The organism is Bilifractor sp. HCP3S3_D3, assembly GCF_052063915.1.
In the GTDB taxonomy this organism is placed as follows: Bacteria; Bacillota; Clostridia; order Lachnospirales; family Lachnospiraceae; genus Bilifractor.
This window is the reverse complement of sequence record NZ_JBQHWP010000013.1, coordinates 69,349-88,722: the sequence shown is the minus strand read 5'-3', so window position 1 is coordinate 88,722 and position 19,374 is coordinate 69,349. Positions and strand designations below refer to the sequence as shown.

Sequence of the window (19,374 nt, the reverse complement as noted above, 5' to 3'; positions counted from 1 at the left end):
CAGCCTATGCGAAAAAAAATCAATTTGTTTATAGCAAGAGAAAAGGGGAGCATCTATACGCTGGTGCTTCACAATTCCATCCGGCTGGCAGGAATCGTACTGATACTGGCAGTTATTTTCTGGGGAGTGGGATGGATTTTCATGCCGCAGAAGGTAGAACCCGCGGGAATCAAAAAACTGATCCGGAGAGTGGATTCGCTGGAGAATGACGATTATTCTTCTATTAACGTAGGAAAGACGCTGGGGAGAAGCGGCTATTTTGAAATCACGGATAATAAAGCTACGGTGCTGTATACGAGTGATTCCCGGCACAGAAATACTTACAACAGGGATATTCTGCAATATCTTCCCGTTGTTGACACGGATGTGGTATATGATCTGCTTCCTTTGGAAAACGGAGAACAGAAAGGCTCTCTTCTGATTCGGTATAATGATGATCAGCTTACCGGAATTGCGATGCTGGATGAAAACGGGAAGATTATTTACAGCGATCTGGATTTGAAGAACAGTCAGATTTCATCGGAAACGATGAATTATCTTTTCTATAAGGCGGACAGCAATAATCTTTTTATTCAGAAATACGAATTTACAAACGCGAAAGGAGAACAGCGATATCTTCTGATACACAGCAATTCAGATTCTGCCGGGACCGTGAATGCCCAGAGAGTGACCTTTGTCTTTTTCTTCGGCCTTTATATTGTCCTTCTGGTGGTTCTGATTATTCTGACCGGGAGGAGGCTTTCCGCCAGGGTGGTGGCACCGATCCGAAAGCTGACAAGGGCCATTGATGAAACCGCCGGAGGAAACTGGATTCAGATCCATGAAGGCGAAGAGCCAAGGGAAATGCTTGAGGTAATCCGGTCCTTTAATCGTATGGAGGAGGCTCTGAGAAAAAGTGAAGAAGAGCAGAGGAAGCTTCAGGATCAGCGAAGACAGATGATCGCGGATATCTCTCATGATCTGAAGACGCCGATCACCGTGATTTCGGGGTATGTCAACGCCTTGCGGGACGGGTTGATTCCTGCGAAGGAACAGGGGAAATATCTGGAGATCATACAGAACAAGACAGAGCTTCTCACAGGTCTGATCAACAGCTTCAGTGATTACAGCCGGCTTGACCATCCGGGATTTCAGTTAAATATGGAACAGGGAGATCTTTGCGAATATATTCGGGAATATATCGCCGGGAGATATTCGGAGCTGGAGGTAGGGGGATTCGATCTGGAAGCAGATCTTCCGGAGGAAAGAATGGATGCCAGCTTTGACCGGATGCAGTTAAGGCGGGTGTTTGATAATATTCTGGGTAATGCGATAAAGTATTGCGGACCCGGAACAAGGCTTCGCATAGAGGCAGGCCTCGTCGTGAAAGATGACCGGAATTATCTGCGTGTCCTCATCGGAGACAACGGTCCGGGAATTCCGGAGAAATACAGGGCATCCATCTTTGACCCGTTTGTGGTCGGCAATGAGTCGAGAACCAGCGGAAAGGGAACGGGCCTTGGTTTATCCATCGCAAGGCAGATTGTGGAGCTTCACGGAGGCAGCATTTCTCTGACAGACCGGCCGGGATGCGTATATGAAATTTTACTTCCGGTGAATGAGAAAGGACGGACTTGATATCAACAATGGCAAAAGCTGGATTGAGCGGCTAAATGCCAATAACATCAGCTTCTGCTGTTCTTTACGCAACAAGGAGGAGAAAGCCCCATCTCAGGAGGAAGCATACACGATGTCTGCATCGGGCTTAGAGAAAACCATGGCTTGAGAGAAATGAGTAAAAAGGGAAAAAAACGGGTGGAAAATAAGGAAAACCATCATAGAATGAGAGATTCCGCAGATTCTGCGAACGGGAAGAATCAGGTCAGACGGCTCACCGCCTCTGAACAGGTGGATCTTGAGGAAGAGATCCGTGAAATAGAGCAGGATGAGCAGGAAGGACTGGAGGAGCTGCAGAGGAGACGAAAACAGAGAGAGCGGCGCCGCCGCGAGGAGGAAGAGAGGCGCATCAGGTTCCGGAAAATAACCGTCCGGATTGTTGCCGGTGCAGCTGTGGCTTTCGCTATGATCGGAATCGTGAGCGGAGTCCGAATGTCTGCAAAGAGGTCCTCGTCGAATTACGGAAAAGATTCGTCGGCTGGTGTAACAGATACTTCAAGCACCGGACAGGAAAAAGTGACTGCAGGGTCCGAGTCAGTGAACTCAGGATCCGGAGGGAGAGCATATGACAGAAAAGACAGCATGGAGGTCCGTTTTTCTGCTGTGGGTGATAACCTGATATCGGAGCGGATGCTCACGCAGGCTGAGGAACGAGTCAGTGGAGGCTCGTATGATTTCAGCTATTTGTATGACGGCGTTTCCTCTTTTATTTACGCGAACAGTGAGCCGCAGCCGAATGCGAAGTATTCGTGTGCGGCGAGCGTCGCGATAGCGAGATAAAACTCGCGCAGCGTGTTTTATCTCGTTCAGGAGCACGAGGTGAACTGGATCGATGTGGAAACAGATATCAACAATGAAATCACGCCGTCGGGTTATCCGGAGTTTTCAACACCGGGCCAGGACGGGATTGATTTGTACAAAGCCGGTTTCAATATCTTCAGTCTCGCGAACAACCATATTTATGATCTTGGAACGGAAGGAATCAATGCGGCCGTGAAGTTCTGGCAGAACGACATGCCTTCGGGCGCGAAGTTCCTGACAACCGGTCTCTGGGAAAAAGACACGGACGGCAGCACGAGTTATACTGCGGGCTACAGCGATGCGGGCCTCAGCCCTCAGTTTGAAGTGAAGTACGATGATATTCCGATATACACCTGTTCAAATGGTAAGACCATAGCGTTTCTGACGTATACACAGATGACGAATGAGCTGGATGGAAGAGGAATATATGATGCGCCGTCAGATACGGACCAGAGGGTGATCTATCTGTATGAGACCTCGCTTATTGAAGCACAGATTGAGAAGGCGGATGAAAAAGCGGACGCTGTGGTTGTTGCGTGTCACTGGGGTGATGAGGACAGTCATGAGGTGACGGATTTTCAAAAGGAAATGGCTCAGAACCTTGCAGACTGGGGCGCCGACCTGATTATCGGTGATCATGCGCATGTCGTGCAGCCGGCCGAAATGCTGACAGCTTCCGACGGGCGTAAGGTTTTCTGCGCATACTGTCTGGGAAATTTTGTATCAACGCAGGAACAGCCTGACGAGCTGATCGGGACGGCGCTTGACTGTACGTTTCGTTTTCGCAAAGATGGCGTAAATGCATCAGAACCGGAGGTTACCGTCATTGATCCGGGTCTGGTGCCGATTATTACGGACTACGGGGAGAACGGAGCGGACGCGCATGTGGTTCTCCTGAAGGATTACACCGACGAACAGGCGAAAGCAAGCGGGATAAATGGTTACATCACGGATGGAACAGTATTTGATCTGGCTTACATAAAGCGTGTTCTGACAGACTCCATTGACAGCCGTTATCTTGATTTTTCAGACTGATGGGAATGATTGGAGAAGACAGGTTGCGGTATGGTCTGGCGAATGCGTCCTTGTCAGATTGCGTGTAGGATTCTGGAGGCGATAAGGCGGCTGCAGGGTGGACAGAGTGCTGCAGCTGCCTTCTGAAACATAGGGGAAGCTCCTGGAGGAGGGGGATACATCTGAGCCTGCGTGTAAATATTACACGCAAATTTTGACCAGTTCTGACAACGTGACTCGTCTTAAAAGACAAGCCTGTTAATGAATCTGTACAACAAATGGCGCCGGTACGGCTGAAAATGACCATTTGACGTTTTCGGCTAGTTGTCCACTAATTGGACAGGTGTCTCATTTTGTCCCACTGATTTGAAGGAATTGTTCTCGACATTTTTTTAGCGAAATTTTATAATTGTTGCAGTGTCAGATAAATGTTTCATCAGGAGGTTAATGAAGATGCCAAACGCAATCGTGCATGCTGCCGAGAGGAAAGCATTCGAGCTTGTATTAAATCAGGTAATCAAAACAGCAAATAAGGAAGATGGCTATATCAAGGTTATTGATACGGCGCAGAAATTCCTTGGAGATACATGGAAACCGGAAGCTTTTGACAATTTAAGAAAGACATTTACCAAGGGCGAAAAGTACGCAAACTTTTTTGATCGTATTCTTCGCGACGTTGACCCGGAGGTTGTAAAGGGTCTGTTCATGGCATTTGGATTCGAGGCCGGCTATGTTGGATACCATGAGACCAGAAAGAATGCGGAGAAATACAATATCAATGTGCCGTGGGTCATCCTTTTTGATCCGACTTCGGCATGCAACCTGCATTGTGTAGGATGCTGGGCATCTGAGTACAGCCGTGCGCTGAACCTCTCCTATGAGGATATGGACCGTATTGTCACCGAGGGAAAGGCACTGGGAACCCGCGGTTATGTTCTGACCGGCGGAGAGCCGATGGTCCGCAAGAAAGATATTGTGAAGCTCGCAAAGGCTCATAAGGACTGCGGATTTATGATCTTCACGAATGGAACTCTGGTAGATCAGCAGTTCTGTGATGACATGAAGGAATGCAAGAACATCGTGCTTTCCATGTCGATCGAGGGCCTTGAGGATGCAACAGATAACCGTCGTGGCGCAGGCGTATTTGACAAGGTTATGAAGACGATGGATCTTCTTCGCGAGAACAGACTTCCGTATGGTACTTCCATCTGCTATACCAGCGCAAACTATAAGGCGGTTACGAGCGATGAGTTCCTTGATTTCCTGATCGACAAGGGCGTTCTGTTCAGCTGGTACTTCCATTTCATGCCGACCGGAAATGATACAACGATGGAGCTTGTTCCGACACCGGAGCAGCGTGAGTATATGTATCACAGAATCCGTGAGGTCCGCGGATACCACGGAGGCAAGGAAATCTTCCTTATGGATTTCCAGAATGACGGTGAGTGGGTATCCGGATGTATCGCCGGTGGTAAGGCTTACTTCCACATCAATCCGAACGGTGACGCTGAGCCCTGCGTATTCATTCATTATTCCGGGGCGAATATTCACCAGAACAGTATTCTCGAGTGCCTGCAGCAGCCGCTGTTTAAGGCATATCATGACGGACAGCCGTTCAGCGACAACCTGCTTCGTCCGTGTCCGATGCTTGAGAATCCGGCAAAGCTTCGCGCAATGGTTCATGCGACCGGAGCTAAGTCAACCGATATGTCAGATCCGGAGAATGTAGACCATCTGACACATAAGGTTGAGGAATACGCGAAGAACTGGGCACCGGTTGCCGAGAAACTGTGGGCATCCGATCATCCGGATTATGTTCCGAAGACAGAGGATCAGATTCAGGGTATCAGCGACGAGGGCTGACAGAATCTGTCTGCGGCAGAAGAGAGATATTGAAAAGGAGTGTGTCAAGATTGACACACTCCTTTTTTGTGTGTAAGGTATGTGAGAGAAGATTTTAGGAAGGAACGGGCGGCATCGCGTCTGCCTGATCGCATATGGCAGCAAACAGGAAAAGAAGGGGAAGAAGCGGTGCACGTCACCGGGTGACGAGAGCGGAGAGGAGGAAGATTCTCCGAAACCGTATACTTGCGGGCATAGTGGTTGCCTTTACGGCAGCGTTTGTGGCGATTGCAGCATTCGGCAGCCACGCCGCAGAGGATAATCAGGTGTCAGAGCGCCTTTTTTCCACCTCATATTCAATGAGTGATATGTATAACGACTACAATTCAGCGGATTTTGCATTGGATGGGCAGAAGATGACGTATACGGACAGTGATCATTATTCCAGCCGTATCGGAATCGATGTTTCCGAGCATAATGGGGAGGTTGACTGGGAAGCTGTCCGAAATGCCGGCTATGAATTCGCGTATCTCAGAATCGGATATCGTGGATATGGCAGCGACGGTTCTCTTGTGGAAGACGCTATGTTTGAGACAAATTATGAGGGAGCCAGAAAGGCAGGACTGGATATCGGCGTTTATTTTTATTCACAGGCGATTGATGAAGCAGAGGCGGAAGAAGAGGCAAAATTTGTGACGGATACACTGAACGGACGCCATCTGGATCTTCCGGCTGCGATCGACATGGAAACGGTGGAAGAGGGCGCTGCGCGGACCGATGGTGTCAGCGGTGACCAGTTCACGCAAAATATCAAGGCCTTTAGCCTCGCAATCGTGGATGCTGGCTATGAACCGATGCTCTATACGAATCTGCACTGGGAGTCGTTTACTCTGGATATGACAAAGCTCTATGATCTTCCGGTCTGGTTTTCCAATTACAGTGCGACGCCGGGCACTCCGTATAAATTCAGGGTATGGCAGTACTCGAATACGGGAACGGTTGATGGAGTCAGCGGAAGCGTGGATCTCGACATCGAAATGACGCCGACGGATGGTTCGGAAGCCTCTGCAGGTGTGGCCGTGGCCTCTTCGGGTTCTGCAGCTCTTTTCCGGGCCAAATGAAGAAAAAGGTAAGATAAATGAATCAGGAACTTCTGGACCGGCTTGGCAGAGTGACAGAGGAGGAACAGCGCATTCTGGACGGTACAGCCGGAATTGAAAAAAAGTTATATGCCTCCGGGGAGGAATTCACCATTGATTATGCGAAGCTGCTGGAGACCGGTCAGCTGATTACGGTGCGGACACATACAAGGTTTGCGCATTTCCCCATGCACAGGCATAATTATGTGGAAGTGATGTACATCTGCCAGGGCTCTGTGACGCATATCATCAACCACAAAAAGATCCGGGTAAGCCGGGGCGAGCTTCTCTTCCTGAATCAGTATACAAGGCATGAGATTCTTCCGGCAGGCAGGAATGATATCGCGATCAACTTTGTGATTCTTCCTGAATTTTTCGATGTTGCCTCTGAGATGATCGGAAGAAACAACGTTCTGGCTGATTTCATCGTCAATACGCTGAGACAGGATGAGAGACGGGGAGAGTATCTTTATTTCAAGGTCGCAGATGTGCTTCAGATACAAAATCTGATCGAAAACATGATCTATTCGCTGATTTCTCAGAAGGAGAATGGCGGAGAGCCCTTCCTGCTGCAGAGGATGAATCGGATCAATCAGACCACGATGGGACTGATTTTCCTGTATCTGCTGGAGGCGGTTCCGAAGGCAGGAACGATGGAACCGGATTCATATGAGAATATGATACTCATGACCTCGCTGCAATATATTGAGCAGAACTATCGGACCGCGACTCTGACCGAGCTTTGCGCTGGACTTTGCCTGCCTTCGCATACGCTGAGCCGTATGATTAAGAAGGCATCCGGAGTGAACTTTAAGGAACTGCTTCAGCGGAAACGCCTGAACAAGGCGGTAGGTCTGCTCTGCGACACGGACCTTCCGGTGAATGATATCATTGATGCGGTGGGGTATGAGAATCACAGCTATTTTCATAGGATTTTTCGCGAGAGATATCAGATGACGCCGAAGGAATTCCGGAGCCGGCACAGGAAAGACTCACGGATACGGCTTTAATACGATACTTATCAAGATGCGATACTTATTAAAGAGAGGAGCCATCCGTGACCGGAATGCCGGTTCGGATGGCTCTGCCGTTTTACTCTATATGATTCTGTGAGAAAGTGAGGAAGGACCAGAATCGTTTTATCCTTCGATGGCAATGGTCTTTTTTGTTTCTTCCTTCTTCGGTACTTCTTTTGGAATACTGAGAGTCAGAATTCCATTTTCAAATTTTGCGTGTATGTCTTCCGGTTCGATGTTTTCACCGACATAGAAGGATCTGGTTACGGTGCCGGTATAGCGCTCACGGCGTACATATCTGCCGTTTTCATCCTTCTTGTCGTTATTCTCGTTTCTTGCTGCGGTGACCGTCAGATAACCGTCTTTAAGCTCGGCGTGTACCTCATCTTTTCCGTATCCCGGAAGTTCCATCTCCAACTGATAGCTGTCCTTTGTTTCCTTAATATCTGTATTCATGCGGTGAGCGGAAGCAGAAGGTGCGTTGAACCAACGTCCATTCCATGCCTGATCCATAAAGTCATCAAAAGTATCTCCAAAAAGTTCCGGCAGTAACATAAGTCATTCCTCCTTTGTGTTTTGATTTTCTGTAATACGAGGCGGCTATTCAGGAAGCCTGTTCCATAGAAGCGGTCTTTCTGTGCTGCTTCTGTTTTGTGCCGTTTTATTGCTGTTGTTTTATTGGTACTATTTTATTGGCACTGTTTTATTGTTTCTTTATTGTTGTTTTATGAGTTCCTTCTTTTTGGAACAATTTTGTTATAACACTTGTTACTAGCACTGTCAAGTGGCGAGTGCTAATTTTTCTTAAAAAATAAAACATGATCGCGTGAAAAATCGCGCCGGCTGCAGGAACCGGCGCGAAACAGACTTCTTTTCGGTTATTTCGAGGCGTTTTCAACAGCCTCGAGGAGAGCCCTGGAAAGCTGGTCCGGACAGGAGGTGTTTTTAAATCCGCAGGTTGTGCCCTTTAAGATGTCTGCGACTTCAGTTGCCTTGCGGCCCTCGACCAGACGGCTGATGCCGGAGAGATTTCCGTTGCAGCCTCCGGTAAAGCGTACATTTGTGAGAATGCCGTCATTGATGTCGAAATCAATGAGCTGGGAACAGGTTCCTTTTGTTTTGTACTGGTAATGCATAAAAATCCTTCTTTCTGTGTATATGTGTGATGTTAATGTTATCTCTTTCGCGTGCTTCACACGCGCTCTTATGTGGGATGCTCATTCATGCCAATTAGCCTAGCTGCTGTGGATCGCCTTACACGCAATCTTAAGTGTGAAGCGTCAATCCTGACGGATGCATTTCATTCACAATTTATATGTGATCTGCCTTCGTTTTTGAGGAGATGATCAGATCAGGTAGGTCGCAGATTCGCCGGATGATTCCATCCGGATCTGTTACACTTCCGAATCCGTAGGATGCCCAGAGGAAGCGTATGGAGGGATCGGGGACTTTGCAATCATTGCGCGATGAATCAAAACATCCGTTTTCCTGTTTCTGCCGGGCCTCTTTCTTCAGGAGACGGTCCGCCTCCCTTGTCGCGTCAAAGTCCGCCTGAATATCGCCGATGTAAAGAGCGTTCTGAAGATGATATTCAGAAGCAATGCGATAGATATTATACGCCTTAAGTCTGTCTGTGTCTCCGGGACAGAGATGATCCGTGATATAGCAGCCAAGACCGGTCAGCCGGAGAAACTGCTCAATATAACCGCTCTGGCAATTACTGACGATGAAGCAGGGAATACCTGGTGGCAGCTGATGCGAGGCTTTTGTGCGGGGCAGACCGGCTTCCGATTCTCCGGATTTCCGGGGGTCGATTCCCGTGAGAGTCTGAAGAGTTCGTTCCAGTCCGTCATAAGGCTCGGGAGGGTTGCGGTCGATTGCAATTTCCTCGGCATCATACCATTGACGAAGGAGATCAGCCTTTTCTGCATCGGGAAGATCCGGAAGCAGATCCTTGGCGATAGTCTCGAGCGGCTTTCCGAATTCACGTCGCAGATCTTCGCTTACAATCCGCGAGCCTGAACCTCCGCCCTCCGGGTGAATCAGATGAAGGGGAGGGAGATGACGGGAGCGGTAGTCCCGGTTCATAGAATCCAGCACGGTATTCCATGCCTCGGCAACAATCGGCGTGGTATCCCAAAGCGTGCCGTCAACATCGAAGATGATTCCGTCTGTCTGCAGTTTGTTCATATAACCTCTTTTCTGTTTGACTCTTGTCTTCTGCTGCAGCTTCCGGATATCTGTGTCACCGGTATTCAGGCAGAAGCGGATGGCCGCGCCTGACGGGAAGTGGAGCTGCTTTTCCTATTGTATATAGGTTATGCGACAGGTGTCAATCTTTATTGCCGTCCAGATTGGGGATTAGGGATATAGCTTATGCGGCAGGTGCCAATCTTTATTGCTGTCCAGACTGGTGTATCGCCCTGAGTGGTTCGGAGTATCTGTTCGATTTACATTGAGTCTGTTATAATGACTCGAAGATGCCTCGGAGAATATCGTGTATAACTGCCAGGTAAAACAATGTGGATAATCAGAGGGTAGAAAATCAGAAGACAGCAGAATCGGAGGAATTTTCAGTGGACAGGAACTCAGAGAATGTGATTCCGGAGGAACTGAGTTTGAAGAAAAAAGTCTCGGAGGACAGGTTCGGGGAGATGCGGCGGATTATACTTCCTCTGGGCAGATGGTATCAGAAGAACAGGAGAGATCTTCCCTGGAGAAGGGAGAAAAATCCGTATCACACATGGATATCGGAGATTATGCTTCAGCAGACCCGGGTGGAGGCAGTGAAGGAGTATTACACTAAATTTCTGCTTGCGCTTCCCACGGTCAGAGACCTTGCGTGCTGCCCAGAGGACCGCCTCATGAAGCTGTGGGAGGGCCTCGGGTATTACAGCAGAGTCCGGAATATGCAGAAAGCCGCAATCCAGATCATGAATGATTTCGGAGGAAAGATTCCGGACGACGTGAAGACACTGAAAACCCTTAAAGGGGTCGGAGACTACACAGCCGGAGCAATCGCTTCGATTGCATTCGGAAAGCCGCAGGCGGCAGTAGATGGGAATGTACTCCGGGTAATAACCCGGGTACTGGCAGATTCCTCTGACATCACAAGGCAGAAATACCGCAAAGAGATTGAAGACAGTCTGACAGGGGTGATGAAGCTGGAGTTATCTGGCAGCACAGCAGAGAATCCGATTACACCCGGGGACTTCAACCAGGGCATGATGGACCTGGGAGCGACAATTTGTCTGCCGAAGGGGGTGCCGAAATGCGCAGAGTGTCCGCTTGTAAAGTGGTGCAAAGCGCATGAACAGGGGCGGGAGATGGATTTTCCCGTAAAGTCTGAAAAAAAGCCTCGTCGGATGGAGAACCGGACGATCCTTGTGGTGCGGGACGGAGACAGGGTACTTCTGAACCGAAGGCCGGAGAAGGGGCTGCTTGCAGGATTGTATGAGTTTCCGAACCTTGAGGGGAGCCTTAGCGAAGAGGAGGCGCTGAACAAGGTGAAGGAGCTGGGACTGCCGGCTCTTTATATTAGGAGACTGGCAGACAGCAGACATATTTTTTCGCATATTGAGTGGCAGATGAGAGGATATGAGATCCGGGTCGGCTCTTTTCCGGATCGCCTGTCCGTGGGGGCAGACGAGACTTCTGACAAGAAAGCGGGAGCCGGTCTGTTTTTTGCGGAGATTGATGAAATAAGAAGAAAGTATGCTGTTCCCTCCGCCTACAAGGCCTATGCGGACGCACTGAATCTGAACAGAGCAGAGAATGCCGGGAGCGCCGGATTGCAAAAGAGATAAATCCATGGGAATCAGCCCGTCAGGTCTTCTGTCAGGAAAAAACTGTATCTGCATAGTGGCATTTATATATTATCTGTCTCTGCTCACGAAACCGTGCCGGAAACAGACGGGAAGGCGGCGTAAGCGGATGTTTGCGTAGAATGGAATGGCCGGAGACGCGTGCCGGAAACAGACGGGAAGGCGGCGTAAACGGATGTTTGCGTAAAATGGAATGGCCGGAGGGGCAGGCGAAAACAGCAGTCGGCGTGAAGGATGATGTGCGGAGAACGGCCTGCGTGATCGGGCAAGGATATGCGAGATTGCAATTTGACAGGTCTTGTGGCATTATAGAAACGGTATATTCTGCCGAATTGAAAGAAAGGTTTAACGGGGAAGATGAAGTTACTCAGCGTTACTGTACCATGTTACAATTCCGAAAGCTACATGAGAAAGTGCATTGAATCTCTCCTTACCGGAGGTGAGGATGTTGAGATTCTGATCGTTGATGACGGATCGACGAAGGATAGGACCGCAGAGATCGCGGATGAATATCAGGAAAAATATCCGACGATTGTCCGGGCTATTCACCAGGAAAACAAAGGTCACGGCGGGGCTGTCAATACCGGAATCGATCATGCGACCGGACTCTATTTCAAGGTTGTGGATAGCGATGACTGGCTGGACAGAAGCGCTTTTGAAAGGGTGCTCGACGCTTTGCGGGGGCTTGCAAAGTCCGGCAATATCGTCGACGCTTTTTTTGCGAATTATGTGTATGAGAAGCAGAATCGGAAATACAGAAAATATGTGATGCGATACAGAATGTATTTTCCGGAAGGCAGAATCTTCGGCTGGGATCAGGTAAAACGGATGAATGTGTTCCACTATGTGCTGATGCATTCGCTGATTTACCGGACAGAGCTGCTCAGGGAGGTGAAACTGAGACTTCCGGAGCATACATTCTATGTTGATAATATCTATGCGTTTGTGCCTTTTTCCAGGGTAAAGACCATGTATTATCTGAATGTCAACCTGTACCGCTACTTTATCGGCCGTTCGGATCAGAGCGTGAACGAGAAGGTCATGATGACGAGATTTCCGCAGCAGCTCCGGGTTGCCTATCTCATGCTGGATTACTTTGAACAGTTCCATAAACTTCGCCTTCATCCGAAGCAGAGAGAATTTTTGATCCATGATGTATTGATCATCATGATGATAACGACTTCCATGATGATGCGTTCCGAAGACCCGGAGATGCTGAAGGAAAAGGCTCCGCTGTGGAATCGTCTGAAGAAGGTCGATTATATGGCGTTTCTGAAAATTCGTGCCAGCGCGTCCGGTGTGGCGCTGAATCTTCCCGGGGAGGGTGGACGAAAAGTAGTAAAGAAAGGGTATCATGTTCTGGAGAAGGTCTTCGGCTTTGACTGATTCGGGAATGGTGCGACAGGTGCTTATCACAGAATGAGAATAGGAACAGGATATGATGTACACAAGCTGACAGAGGGGCGGAAGCTGATCCTCTGCGGCGTTGAAATACCTTATGAGAAAGGGCTTCTGGGGCATTCTGACGCCGACGTTGCTCTGCATGCCATCATGGATGCGCTTCTCGGTGCTGCTGCGATGAAGGACATCGGCTATCATTTTCCGGATACAGATCCTGCATATGAGGGCGCATCCAGTATGGATCTGCTCCGAAAAGTCGGCGGGATGCTTGAAGACGGCATGTACATTATTTCGAATATTGACTGCACGATCATCTGCCAGAGGCCTAAGCTGAGGCCGTATCTGGATGAGATGGCCGGAAACGTCGCGGAAGCGCTTGGCCTGCTTGAGGATCAGGTGAATATCAAGGCAACTACGGAGGAAGGCCTCGGCTTCACAGGGAGCGGAGAAGGAATTTCCGCGCAGGCGGTGTGCCTGATTGAACGAGCGCTGGAGCAGATGCCGGATGACCGTATGGAAGGCTCCGGACATGGATGCGCTTCCTGTCCGATGCGTACGCTTGCCAAGACCGAAGCGGATGTCCGGTAATTGTCAGACAGTTCCCGGACGCGGATCCGGATACAGGTCCGTGTGATCGGATACAGATTAAATCGGATGCAGATTAAATCGGATAGAGATAAAATCGGATGCAGATTAAAAATCGTATACATATTAAAAAGCGGATACAGATTAAACCGGATGCAGATTAAGCCGGATACAGATTAAAAGAGAAGAATCCGGTCACAGCGTGACCGTTATGATATTTTACAGGAGGCATACCAGATGTCAATCAGATTTTATAATACACTGACAAAGACGAAACAGGAGTTTAAACCGATCACACCGGGTAAGGTCACGATGTATGTATGCGGACCGACCGTTTACAACCTGATTCACATCGGCAACGCGAGACCCATGATCGTGTTTGATACGCTTCGGCGCTACCTGACTTACAAGGGCTATGATGTGAACTATGTGTCGAACTTTACCGATGTCGATGACAAGATCATTCAGAGAGCGAATGAGGAGGGAGTAACGGCGGCGGAGCTTTCGCAGAAGTATATCCGGGAGACGAAGAAGGATATGGCAGACATGAATGTTCTTCCGGCCACGACGCATCCTCTCGCGACGCAGGAGATCGATGGTATGATCCGCCTAATCCGGGATCTTGAGGAAAAAGGATTTGCCTACAATGTGAACGGGACCGTTTATTTCCGCACCAGAAAGGATCCGGGATATGGCAAGCTCTCCCATAAGAATCTTGATGATCTGCGTTCGGGATTCCGGGATCTTAAAGTAACGGGTGAGGCTGAGAAGGAAGACCCGCTCGATTTTGTACTGTGGAAACCCAAAAAGGAGGGGGAACCCTTCTGGAAAAGCCCCTGGGGAGATGGAAGGCCGGGCTGGCACACCGAGTGCTGCGTGATGTCCCGAAAGTATCTGCACGCGACCACTATCGACATTCATGCAGGCGGAGAGGATCTGATCTTCCCGCATCACGAGAATGAGATTGCCCAGGTGGAATGCGCAACCGGTCAGGAGTTTGCTCACTACTGGCTCCACAATGCGTTCCTGAATATCGATAACGTGAAGATGTCGAAATCACTTGGAAATTTCAAGACAGTGCGTGAGGTCGGTGAGCATTATGACCTTCAGGTTCTCCGTTTCTTCATGCTCTCGGCGCATTACCGAAGGGTTCTGAACTTCAGTGCCGATATCATGGAGGCCGCAAAGGCTTCCCTTGGCAGAATCCGAACCGCGGTGAGCACCCTGAACGATCATATTGCCGGGGCAAAGAGCGTGTCCCTGACGGAGGATGAGAAGAGAAAGCTCGGCATCGATGAAGAGGGAAGAAGAATCCCGTTTGAGCTCAAAAAGGACCCGATGACCGGAGCAGAGATCTGGCCGGAGGATATGCGGCGTTTCCGCCTTGAATTTGAGAAAGCGATGGACGATGACCTGAATACGGCGGACGCCGAGACAGCGATTTTTAATCTCGTGAAATTCGCGAATGTAGAGGTCACCGCGGACAGTTCCCGGGAGTTCGCTGAGGCGGTGAAGAAGGAAATTGTCGAACTGTCCGATATTCTCGGACTGATCGTCGATGTCAGAGAGGAAGCTCTGGACGAAGAGATCGAACAGAAGATTGCTGAACGGAACGCGGCCCGCAAGGCGAAGGATTTTGCAAAGGCAGATGCCATCCGTGATGAGCTTCTCGCAAAAGGCATCATATTGAAGGACACCCGGGATGGCGTGAAGTGGGAGAGAAAGTGATCTTTCCGGAAGATTGATGTGAGCGGGAAGAATCGGAAGAAACAGCAGAGGTGAAACAGGAGAGGACGTGATTTTTCCGGAAGGATTGCCTGTGACGGAAGAAAAGCAGAAAAAACCAGAAGAAAAGCAGAAGAAAAGCAGAAGAAAAGCAGAGGGAAAACAGATTGGATGAGAGAGAAAATCTGGCGGCGGAGCTCGTCCGCAATCTGGAGGAAAAATATGCGCTTCCGGATTTTGACGCGAAACAGTATTCACCGCTGACGCTTGCGTATATCGGAGACTGCATCTATGAGCTGATCATACGGACGCTGCTTGTGCGGGAATCAAATGCTCCTGTGAATAAGCTTCATCGAACGGCCAGCAGCCTTGTCAAGGCGGAGACACAGTCGGAGATGATCGGTGTGTTCGAGGAGAGAGATCTCCTGACAGAGGATGAGAAGCGTGTATTTCATCGGGGCAGGAATGCCAAGGCATATACGCACGCAAAGAATGCGAGTATTCAGGAGTACCGGAGAGCTACAGGCTTTGAGGCTGTCTGCGGATACCTGTATCTGAAGGGAGATGTCGGAAGACTGGTGGAACTCGTCAGTACAGGGATATCAGAACATTACCGGAATCTCGGAGAATCTCCCTTCCGTATTGCGGAAAAGGAAACAGATCCGGACAACCACACAGGGAAGACGGCAAAGTCATAACCGGATCTGCACACGCTTTGTGGCAGGTGGCCTGTCTGCGCTTTCGGAGATTTCGGAGAGGTAGAACAGTAAACTCCTAAGCCCCGCAGGCGGGGTACCACATACTGTATAGGCTGCGGCTTGCTCCGTGCTGCGTACTTTCGCAATTCCAGACGGACAGACACACAGGAGGAGGATGTGATGAGAAATTCGTATAATAACAGTGGATCTTCGAGAGAACAGAGGCCGGGTGCCGGAAGGCATGGCGGCGGTTTTGACAGATATCGAGAGGAAGGATCTGGGAGAAGCGGAGCTTATAAGAGCAATTTGAGGGATGAACCCGGAAGAAGTGGCGGTTATAGAGGTGTATCCCGGAAAAATGACGGATACAAAGGAATGTACGGGAAAAACGGAGGCAATGAATCGTCTGGGAAAAACGGAAGTTATAAGGATCTAAGAAGAAGGGAAAGAACGGAGAAAACAGCAGCGCGGCGTCAGACGGAGGCGGACCGGGAGTTCGAGGAGAATCCGAACCGTCTGGAGGGCAAAAATGCGGTACTTGAGGCCTTCCGTTCCGGCCGGAGCGTAGACAAGGTCTATCTGCAGGAAAACCTTCATGATGGGATGATCATGACAATTGCGAGAGAGGCCAGAAAAGCCGGGACAATCATCAGCTACGTTCCGAAGGAAAGGCTGAACATGATGTCTGAGACCGGAAGCCACCAGGGGGTGATTGCGATTGTCGCCTCTTATCCTTATGCTGAGGTTTCCGACATGCTGAAGGCGGCAAAGGAAAAGGGAGAGAAACCTTTCCTCTTTCTTCTGGATGGTATTGAGGATCCGCACAATCTCGGAGCCATCATCCGTACCGCGAATCTTGCGGGGGCGCATGGCGTAATTATCACGAAACACCGCGCGGTAGGGCTGACTGCGACCGTCGCAAAAGCCTCTGCCGGCGCGATTAACTACACGCCGGTCGCGAAGGTCACGAATCTTGCGGCTGTCATCGACGAACTGAAGAAAGAAGGCATCTGGTTTGTCTGCGCGGATATGGGCGGAACCCCGATGTATGACCTGGATCTCACCGGCCCCATCGGACTTGTCATCGGAAATGAGGGAGAGGGTGTGAGCCGGCTGGTCAGGGAAAAGTGCGATTTTGTCGCTTCGGTTCCAATGAAGGGAGATATCGATTCCCTTAATGCATCCGTGGCGGCTGGTGTGCTGGCCTATGAAATTGTTCGTCAGAGACGCTGAAGTATCCGGCAATCGTAGAATTATCCGTTAGATACAGAGGCTCGCGGCAGCCACAGAATGCTATTACGTCTGCACGCGAGGCGGTTGATTCAGGTTAGATACGCAGAGGCTCGCGGCAACCACAGAATGGCCTGGCAGAAACCGTGAGGCTTCAGACAGCAAATTGTTCTTCAATAAATATACAGGATTATGAAAAACAGTGAGTACGAGGGAGTTCCGGACGAGGAACTGATTCGCCGGCTTCGCAGCGGCGAGACCGGGATCGAGGATTTTCTGCTTGAAAAGTACAAGAAAACGGTCCGTTCTCTGGCGAGGGAGCTTTACCTGGCCGGCGGAGACAGGGAGGACCTGCTGCAGGAGGGAATGCTCGGGTTGTTCAAGGCAATCCGGGATTATAACCCGGACGAAAATGCATCGTTCCGGACCTATGCCGGACTTCTGATTTCCAGGCAGATGTATACGGCTGTGCTATCCGCAAGCCGGCAAAAGCACAGGCCGCTAAACAGCTCGATTTCCATCAGCGAGCTTCAGGATAACCGCAAGGACGCGGAGTTGGGTGCCGCGGACAGTCCGGAGAATATTTTGATTGATTTTGAAAATGCCAGAAATCTCCGGGATGAGATCAATCAGGCACTGAGCCGGATGGAGAGAGAGGTTCTCGAATTATATCTGGACGGGTTGGATTATCATGAGATTGCCGGGAGAATGAACCGAACCCCGAAATCCATAGACAATGCTCTCCAGAGAATCCGCGGGAAGGTGCAGCAGATTGTCGTTCGAAAGGGTCTATGAGCAGGCAGAAGGAATTCAGCCCCGGTGTCAGAATCCGGCTTTCGGATCCGGTCAGTTTGTCAGAATCCGGTTTCCGGATCCGGTCAGGCCAGCAGATTCCGGATTCTTTACAAGGAACTTCGCGTATGCTAAAATTAATCTAACTATGTCATCATCCTTTCCTGACGAAAGGTAACGAGGATAAATATGGAGAACAAAAAGGTTACCCACTCCGCCAGGCTGGTACTCCGTCTATGGAATGTCGGCCTGTTTGCACTTGTATGGGCATTCTTTTATAACGACTACGCGTTTGATACCTACAAGATACCCGGCATGATCGCCAGTATCCTGATCTTTTATATCATTTACAATCTCCTTTGCAGTGTGTACAAGGCGTTCCGTATCGCGTCCACAAATATGGGAGAGATCGTCTTTTCGCAGTTTATTTCCTTTGCCATTACGGATTTTATCCTGTATGTGGAGTGTTGTCTGATCTACAACCAGGTGGTCAATATTCTGCCGGGAGCTTTTATTGTTTTGCTTCAGCTGGTCGGAACGATAAACATTGTCGTTTTCACGAAGCGGTACTTCATGAAGCATGTCGCACCGCAGAAGACGCTGGTACTTTACGGGAAAAAGATCAGTCCGGAGGAGGTGCTTGCATTTGAACAGAGACTTCTGAAGAAATACAAGCATCTGTTTTCCGTTATTTATACCGAGAGAGAGGAGATCGGGGAAGAAATACTGCTGCAGCACATGCAGGGCTGCTGCACCGTCATCATGTATGGCGTTACCTTTGAGACAAGGGCGGCTGTTAGCGAGATGTGCATTGAGCACAAGAAGAATTTCTACTACACCCCTGAGCTTCTGGATATCTTTGGCCTAGGCTGTGAGCCGAAGCATCTTCTGGATACTCCGCTGATGAAGTATGAGTATAACTATAATAACAAGAAATATCAGGGGATAAAGCGTGCGCTGGATATTATTTTTTCTCTGTTTCTTATCATCGTCACGTCTCCTGTCATGCTGGTTGTCGCCATCTGCATCAAGGCAGAGGATCACGGGCCGGTATTCTTCCGCCAGAAGCGCTATACCAAGGACGCGAGGGTTTTTGAGATCCTGAAGTTCCGGAGTATGGTTGTCGATGCGGATAAGTACGGAGTCCTTCCGACAACGGACAGGGATCCCAGAATTACAAGGACCGGACGGGTGATCCGGAAGTTTCGGCTGGATGAGTTCCCCCAGTTTTTCAACATCCTCAAAGGGGATATGAGCTTTGTCGGCCCAAGACCGGAGCGGGTGGAGCACGTGGACGAGTACGTCAGGGAAATACCGGAATTTCGTTACCGGCTTTCGGTCAAGGGCGGACTTACCGGCTACGCTCAGGTATTCGGCAAGTATAATACCTCCGCGCATGATAAGCTTCTTCTTGATCTGATGTATATCGAGAATCAGTCCATTCTGATGGATGTCAAGCTGGTGCTTTTGACTGCGAGAACCGTATTTCAGCCGGAAAGCACGGAGGGCTTTGATCAGGAAGCCCAGCAGAAGATGAACGAAAAAACCAGGCAGAATGAGGAACAGCACGGCAGCTGAGAGACGTGATTTGTGTATGGCGCGGAGAACAGACAGCGAGAAGAACAGGACAGTCTCTGTGGGGAAGCAGCGG

17 protein-coding genes are annotated in these 19,374 nt (G+C 49.6%); 14 read left to right on the top strand and 3 right to left on the bottom strand.

Going from position 1 to position 19,374, the window contains the following annotated elements; all coding sequences use genetic code 11:
• Window positions 1–6 precede the first annotated feature (6 nt).
• The 6 genes from ACTNDI_RS09345 (at window position 7) to ACTNDI_RS09320 (ending at window position 7,462) form a co-directional block, all read left to right on the top strand.
• Entirely contained in the window at window positions 7–1,617 is a 1,611-nt protein-coding gene (locus ACTNDI_RS09345) for a HAMP domain-containing sensor histidine kinase (protein ID WP_441100712.1), read from the top strand.
• A gap of 177 nt (window positions 1,618–1,794) precedes the next feature.
• Entirely contained in the window at window positions 1,795–2,436 is a 642-nt protein-coding gene (locus ACTNDI_RS09340; RefSeq protein ID WP_441100711.1) for a hypothetical protein, read from the top strand.
• Between the two features lie 12 nt (window positions 2,437–2,448).
• Window positions 2,449–3,492 carry a CapA family protein gene (locus ACTNDI_RS09335; RefSeq protein ID WP_441100710.1) on the top strand — a complete coding sequence of 348 codons (1,044 nt, stop codon included), beginning with the start codon at window positions 2,449–2,451 and terminating at the stop codon, window positions 3,490–3,492.
• Between the two features lie 432 nt (window positions 3,493–3,924).
• Complete coding sequence (locus ACTNDI_RS09330; protein WP_441100709.1) at window positions 3,925–5,334, top strand: radical SAM protein; 1,410 nt, start codon at window positions 3,925–3,927, stop codon at window positions 5,332–5,334.
• A gap of 134 nt (window positions 5,335–5,468) precedes the next feature.
• On the top strand, window positions 5,469–6,434 hold the full coding sequence (locus ACTNDI_RS09325; RefSeq protein WP_441100708.1) for a glycoside hydrolase family 25 protein: 966 nt from the start codon (window positions 5,469–5,471) through the stop codon (window positions 6,432–6,434).
• Window positions 6,435–6,451: 17 nt separating this feature from the next.
• Entirely contained in the window at window positions 6,452–7,462 is a 1,011-nt protein-coding gene (locus tag ACTNDI_RS09320) for an AraC family transcriptional regulator (RefSeq protein ID WP_441100707.1), read from the top strand.
• Between the two features lie 129 nt (window positions 7,463–7,591).
• Here ACTNDI_RS09320 and ACTNDI_RS09315 read toward each other — a convergent pair whose 3' ends face one another.
• The 3 genes from ACTNDI_RS09315 to ACTNDI_RS09305 all read right to left on the bottom strand — a co-directional run bounded on the left by ACTNDI_RS09315 (window position 7,592) and on the right by ACTNDI_RS09305 (window position 9,658).
• Entirely contained in the window at window positions 7,592–8,023 is a 432-nt protein-coding gene (locus tag ACTNDI_RS09315; RefSeq protein ID WP_441100706.1) for an Hsp20/alpha crystallin family protein, read from the bottom strand.
• A 323-nt stretch (window positions 8,024–8,346) separates the two neighbouring features.
• Complete coding sequence (locus ACTNDI_RS09310) at window positions 8,347–8,604, bottom strand: TIGR03905 family TSCPD domain-containing protein (RefSeq protein WP_441100705.1); 258 nt, start codon at window positions 8,602–8,604, stop codon at window positions 8,347–8,349.
• A 175-nt stretch (window positions 8,605–8,779) separates the two neighbouring features.
• Window positions 8,780–9,658 (bottom strand): HAD family hydrolase, encoded by an 879-nt coding sequence (locus ACTNDI_RS09305; protein ID WP_441100704.1) that lies wholly within the window; start codon window positions 9,656–9,658, stop codon window positions 8,780–8,782.
• Between the two features lie 386 nt (window positions 9,659–10,044).
• Between ACTNDI_RS09305 and mutY the strand changes: the two genes are divergently transcribed.
• The 8 genes from mutY (at window position 10,045) to ACTNDI_RS09265 (ending at window position 19,301) form a co-directional block, all read left to right on the top strand.
• On the top strand, window positions 10,045–11,274 hold the full coding sequence (gene mutY, locus ACTNDI_RS09300; protein ID WP_441100703.1) for an A/G-specific adenine glycosylase: 1,230 nt from the start codon (window positions 10,045–10,047) through the stop codon (window positions 11,272–11,274).
• Window positions 11,275–11,649: 375 nt separating this feature from the next.
• Entirely contained in the window at window positions 11,650–12,678 is a 1,029-nt protein-coding gene (locus ACTNDI_RS09295) for a glycosyltransferase family 2 protein (RefSeq protein ID WP_441100702.1), read from the top strand.
• 33 nt (window positions 12,679–12,711) lie between these two features.
• A complete protein-coding gene (ispF, locus tag ACTNDI_RS09290; RefSeq protein ID WP_441100701.1) occupies window positions 12,712–13,281 on the top strand; it encodes a 2-C-methyl-D-erythritol 2,4-cyclodiphosphate synthase in 570 nt (189 codons plus the stop codon).
• Between the two features lie 240 nt (window positions 13,282–13,521).
• Entirely contained in the window at window positions 13,522–15,006 is a 1,485-nt protein-coding gene (gene cysS / locus ACTNDI_RS09285; protein ID WP_441100736.1) for a cysteine--tRNA ligase, read from the top strand.
• Between the two features lie 164 nt (window positions 15,007–15,170).
• Window positions 15,171–15,701, top strand: a complete 531-nt coding sequence (locus tag ACTNDI_RS09280) for a Mini-ribonuclease 3 (protein ID WP_441100700.1) — start codon at window positions 15,171–15,173, stop codon at window positions 15,699–15,701.
• A 516-nt stretch (window positions 15,702–16,217) separates the two neighbouring features.
• On the top strand, window positions 16,218–16,934 hold the full coding sequence (rlmB, locus tag ACTNDI_RS09275; protein ID WP_441100735.1) for a 23S rRNA (guanosine(2251)-2'-O)-methyltransferase RlmB: 717 nt from the start codon (window positions 16,218–16,220) through the stop codon (window positions 16,932–16,934).
• Between the two features lie 189 nt (window positions 16,935–17,123).
• Window positions 17,124–17,726, top strand: a complete 603-nt coding sequence (locus ACTNDI_RS09270) for a sigma-70 family RNA polymerase sigma factor (protein ID WP_441100699.1) — start codon at window positions 17,124–17,126, stop codon at window positions 17,724–17,726.
• Window positions 17,727–17,912: 186 nt separating this feature from the next.
• Window positions 17,913–19,301, top strand: coding sequence for an exopolysaccharide biosynthesis polyprenyl glycosylphosphotransferase (locus ACTNDI_RS09265; RefSeq protein WP_441100698.1), 1,389 nt, complete (start codon window positions 17,913–17,915; stop codon window positions 19,299–19,301).
• Window positions 19,302–19,374: the final 73 nt, after the last annotated feature.

Bases quoted from the DNA above. Each gene is read 5' to 3' on its own strand.
- ACTNDI_RS09315 (WP_441100706.1), bottom strand. From the start codon at position 8,023: ATGTTACTGCCGGAACTTTTTGGAGATACTTTTGATGACTTTATGGAT.
- ACTNDI_RS09330 (WP_441100709.1), top strand. From the start codon at position 3,925: ATGCCAAACGCAATCGTGCATGCTGCCGAGAGGAAAGCATTCGAGCTT.
- ACTNDI_RS09320 (WP_441100707.1), top strand. From the start codon at position 6,452: ATGAATCAGGAACTTCTGGACCGGCTTGGCAGAGTGACAGAGGAGGAA.
- ACTNDI_RS09345 (WP_441100712.1), top strand. From the start codon at position 7: ATGCGAAAAAAAATCAATTTGTTTATAGCAAGAGAAAAGGGGAGCATC.
- ispF (WP_441100701.1), top strand. From the start codon at position 12,712: ATGAGAATAGGAACAGGATATGATGTACACAAGCTGACAGAGGGGCGG.
- ACTNDI_RS09295 (WP_441100702.1), top strand. From the start codon at position 11,650: ATGAAGTTACTCAGCGTTACTGTACCATGTTACAATTCCGAAAGCTAC.
- ACTNDI_RS09310 (WP_441100705.1), bottom strand. From the start codon at position 8,604: ATGCATTACCAGTACAAAACAAAAGGAACCTGTTCCCAGCTCATTGAT.
- ACTNDI_RS09265 (WP_441100698.1), top strand. From the start codon at position 17,913: ATGGAGAACAAAAAGGTTACCCACTCCGCCAGGCTGGTACTCCGTCTA.
- ACTNDI_RS09305 (WP_441100704.1), bottom strand. From the start codon at position 9,658: ATGAACAAACTGCAGACAGACGGAATCATCTTCGATGTTGACGGCACG.
- ACTNDI_RS09325 (WP_441100708.1), top strand. From the start codon at position 5,469: ATGGCAGCAAACAGGAAAAGAAGGGGAAGAAGCGGTGCACGTCACCGG.
- ACTNDI_RS09270 (WP_441100699.1), top strand. From the start codon at position 17,124: ATGAAAAACAGTGAGTACGAGGGAGTTCCGGACGAGGAACTGATTCGC.